We start from the raw sequence: 2,803 nt of genomic DNA, 5'->3' as shown, positions 1-2,803 counted from the left end.
GCCACTCGTAGTCGAGCAGTTCCTCACCTCGCGAGGACTCGAGTCCCGCGATCTGGGACTGCAGCCCCTGCGGAAGACGATGGGCGGTTCGGCGAACATCGTGCAGACCGGTTCGCAGATCGCCGAGAACTCCGGGCGCTGGATCAAGCTCACCGAGAAGTCCACCAAGGCGCTCAAGGACCTTCCTCCGATGAAGGGCTCCTCGGGCGACGTCGCGCGCGCGATCGTGATGAAGAACGGCAAGACCAAGCACATCCTCGAGTTCGTGCGCACACCGGGTGCGATGCTCACCAACCCGGCTGTGCTTGCCGGCGCCGCAGGCATCATGGCCCAGGTCGCGATGCAGCAGACCATGGACGAGATCATCGACTACCTGGCGAAGATCGACGCGAAGGTCGATGATGTGCTGCGCGCCCAGAAAGATGCTGCACTCGCCCAGATGATCGGCGTCGAGCTCGTCATCGACGAGGCGATGACGATCCGCGAAGAGGTGGGCTTCGTCTCCGACGTCACCTGGTCGAAGGTGCAGGCCACGACCGCCACCGTCGCCAGCACCCAGGCGTACGCCCTTCGGCAGCTCGACGCGCTCGCCGAGAAACTCGAGCGCACCGCCAAGATGGGCGACCTCGCTGAACTCGCCGAGGCATCCGAACCCACCGTGCAGGAATGGCTCGCCGTCCTGGCACGATGCTTCCAGCTGCAGGACGCCACAGCGATTCTCGAGATCGACCGGGTGCTCGACGCATCGCCGGACGACCCGGGCGAAGTGGACCGGCACCGTCGCGGCCTGCGCGCAGCGCGCGACAAGCGGAAGGCACTCATCATGCAGAGCACCGCGTCATTGCTCGCGAGGATCGACGCCGCCGCCGCCCGTGCGAACACCAAGGTGCTCTTCTCACCGCTTGCGTCCCACAGAGTCGTTCGCGCCGGTAACGAGATCGCGGCCGGCATCACCGACTTCCACTCTCGCCTCAGCATCGAGCAAGCGCGTGATGCCATCGATGAGAAGCGCTGGCTGCAAGCTGCCGACGACGCGCGTGACGACATCGCTGCAGCATCCGTCGACACTGCTAAGGCGATCGGCCGCTTCGCCGGCGACACCGCCGACAACGCTCGCGCAGGCGCCGGAAAACTGCTGACCGGTCTCGGTGAGCGCCTGCTGCGCAAGGAGGACGACGAGGAGCCGGACGCATGACCGCCATCCCCGAGTCCATGTGGGAGCAGAGCGCTCTCGACACGCTCGCCGAGCCGCTCGGCTGGGTCTCGCTCAGCGGCGAGCAGATCGCCCCGGGCAGCGGCGAGCGCGACGGCTGGGACGAGCTGCTGATCCGGCCGCGCCTGCTCGAGGCTCTGCGCCGCCTCAACCCGAACGTGCCCGCCCAGTACCTGCAGCAGGCCGCCGTCGAGATCGCCTCGCCCACCTCGCAGGATGCGATCACCGAGAACCACCGCATCCACCGCTACCTCACCACGGGGTACCGCCTCACCTACCTCGACCACGACGGCGTCGAGCACAACCCGACGCTGCGGCTGCTCAGCACCGACCCCGCAGAGAACGACTGGCTCGCCGTCAATCAGGTCACCATCCGTCAGACCACCCCCAGTCACGGCGAAGTGCACCGTCGCTTCGACGTCGTGTTGTATGTCAACGGGATGCCGCTGAGCATCCTCGAGCTCAAGAAGGCCGGCGTCGGCGCAGCATCCGCCTACGACCAGCTGCAGACCTACCTGCGCGAGCTTCCGATGGCCTTCCGATTCTGCGTGTTCACGCTCGCGAGCGACGGGCTGGAGGCGAAGTACGGCACCCCGTTCACTCCGCTCAACCACTTCTCACCGTGGAACGTCGACGACGATGGCATCCCGCTGCAGCAGCCGCGCATCGAGGGCGGCGAGGACGTGCAGCCCCTCGACGACGCGCTGTCGGGCCTGTACAACCAGGAGCGCTTCCTGCAGCTCGTCCGCAACTTCACCGCCTTCGACGAAGGCGCCGACGGTCTCGTCAAGCGCATCGCCAAACCCCACCAGTACTTCGCTGTGAACAAGGCCGTGGGCAAGACCATCCAGGCGGTCGAGACCAATGGCAAGGCCGGCGTCGTCTGGCACACGCAGGGCTCCGGCAAGTCGATGGAGATGGAGCTCTACGCCAATATCACGTCCCGGCATCCCAAGCTCAAGAACCCGACGATCGTCGTCGTGACCGACCGGAACGAACTCGACGGACAGCTGTTCCAGACCTTCGACCGCAGCCTGCTGCTGCCGGAGAAGCCCACCCAGGTGACCAGCCGCACCCAGCTGCGGGATGAACTTTCGGCGCGCAACACCGGCGGCATCTACTTCACGACCCTGCAGAAGTTCGGGCTGAGCAAGGCCGAGAAGGACGCCGGGCTGCAGCATCCGCTCCTCAGCGACCGACGCAACATCATCGTCATCGTCGATGAGGCACACCGAAGCCACTACGACGACCTCGACGGGTACGCCCACCACCTGCAGCGCGCCCTCCCGAACGCCACCCGCATCGCGTTCACCGGCACCCCGATCTCGTTCGCCGAACGCGACACCCGCGAGGTGTTCGGCGACGACATCGACATCTACGACCTCACCCGGGCCGTCGACGACGGCGCCACCGTCCCCGTCTACTTCGAGCCCCGCCTGATCAAGGTGGTCTTCGCCGGCGACGTCAGCCCCGAAGACATCGACCTCGCCGCGGATGAGTTCACTGTGGGGCTCGATGAAACCGAGCGCGCCCGCCTCGAGGCATCCGTCGCCGTCGTCAACGCCGTCTACGGCGCACCCGAGCGCATCG

At 66.5% G+C, this 2,803-nt stretch carries 2 protein-coding genes; both read left to right on the top strand.

The features are described 5' to 3' along the window. Nucleotides 1-1,195: hypothetical protein (locus tag BGN97_RS11420; protein WP_292701449.1), on the top strand; the 1,195-nt coding region annotated here is incomplete at its 5' end. Next, nucleotides 1,192-2,803 (top strand): HsdR family type I site-specific deoxyribonuclease (locus BGN97_RS11415; RefSeq protein WP_292701446.1); only part of this gene is annotated, 1,612 nt, incomplete at its 3' end. The genes BGN97_RS11420 and BGN97_RS11415, both read left to right, overlap by 4 nt.

Origin of the sequence: Microbacterium sp. 69-10 (genome assembly GCF_001897945.1) — a bacterium.
Taxonomy (GTDB): Bacteria; Actinomycetota; Actinomycetes; order Actinomycetales; family Microbacteriaceae; genus Microbacterium.
The sequence above is the reverse complement of the archived record's forward strand: the minus strand, read 5'-3'. Positions and strand labels throughout refer to the sequence as shown.